1 protein-coding gene is annotated in these 1487 nt (G+C 75.6%); it reads right to left on the reverse strand.

Going from position 1 to position 1487, the window contains the following annotated elements; genetic code table 11:
- Window positions 1–1487, reverse strand: a 1487-nt coding sequence (locus AOK09_RS36505) for an alkaline phosphatase family protein (protein ID WP_055591460.1), incomplete at both ends; no start/stop codon positions are given.

Raw genomic sequence — 1487 nt, forward strand, 5'->3', positions numbered from 1 at the left:
AACCCCACCCCCGGATGCCCGGTCAGCGCCCCCAGCACCCCCGGATGCCGCTCCTCGATCTCCTCCAGCGTCATCCGCTGCGGCACCTCGGGGAAGTAGACCAGTCCCAGGTTGCCCGAGGCCAGCACCATCGGCTCCGCCACCCCCGGCTCTGCCGGCTCCACGGGCACCGGCGCAGCCCACTGGTGACCGTACAGCGCCAGCTGGGCCGCCATCCGGGCCTCCGCACCCCGGCCGCCGTCCGCCGGCGCCCACGGCCGCGGTCCGCGCGGGGCCTCCTGCATACCGCAGCCCGACCGCACCAGCTGCTCCAGGCTCTGCCCGTAGGCGTCGGCGAACGCCGTCCCCTGGCTCTGGCCGTGGTCGGAGAGCACCACGATCTCGTACGGGCGCGGCGCATAGCGCGCCACCCCGGCCACCAGCGCCACCGAGCGGTCCAGCCGGCGCAGCACCTCCAGGGTCTCCGGGCGCTCCACCCCGGAGTGGTGCGCCACCTCGTCGTACGCCACCAGGTCCGCGTACACCACGGAACGCCCGGCCAGCATGTCGCCGACCACCGCGGCCACCACCACGTCCCGCTCGACCACCGTGGCGAACGCCCGCACCAGCGGGTACAGACCGCCCCGCCGCACCCTGGGCCGCACGTCACGCAGCCGCTGCCGGGCCGACTGCACCAGCTCCCGGCCGACCTCCGCCAGCAGCGAACCCAGGGTGCGCAGGGCGTTGGCGGGGTCCGCGAAGTAGCCGAAGTACCCCGAGCGGTCCCGGCGGCCCAGCCGCCCGGACACACTCAGCACCAGCGCCGACTGCGGGGCACCGCCGGTGAAGAGATTGCCCCGGCTGGCTCCGTCCCCCGCCAGCAGCCCCGGCCGGTCGCTGCGGCGCCGCTCCAGCTCGGCGGCGCTGGAGGGGTGGTTGCACACCATCAGCCGGCCGGTGTCCTTCTCGTACCAGCGGAAGGCCGGCACATCGTGGTTGTCGCCGTGCAGGATGCCCAGCTGACTGGCACCGGTCTGGCTGGACCAGTCGGTGCGCCAGGGGGTCAGCCGGTGGCCGCCCCGCGACAGCCACCCGGCGAGGGTGGGCATGGACCCGTCCCGCAGCGCCCGCACCAGCACCTCGTGGCCCAGGCCGTCCAGCTGCAGAAAGACCACCCCGGGCACCGCCCCGGGCAGATGCACCCCCTCGCGGACCCGCCGCCCGTCGCGGCGGCCCGCCATCCGGGCCAGCCGCCGCCGGTAGGCCTCGTCGTCCCGGGCGGCGATCGCGCCGTGCGCCGCCGACGTCGTCCCGGACAGCACCGCCGCGACCACACCGGCCGTGGACAGGCTGACGCTGCCGGGACCCGCCGGCAGCAGCGCCAACGCGACCAGCACCACACCGCCGTTGAGCACGAAGACCAGCAGCGCCAGCACCAGGGCCGGCACCAGCAGCAGCGCACGCACGATCAACGGCCAGAGCCCGGCGCTCAGCACGCCGATGAACGC

This window comes from Peterkaempfera griseoplana (genome assembly GCF_001418575.1).
Taxonomy (GTDB): Bacteria; Actinomycetota; Actinomycetes; order Streptomycetales; family Streptomycetaceae; genus Peterkaempfera; species Peterkaempfera griseoplana.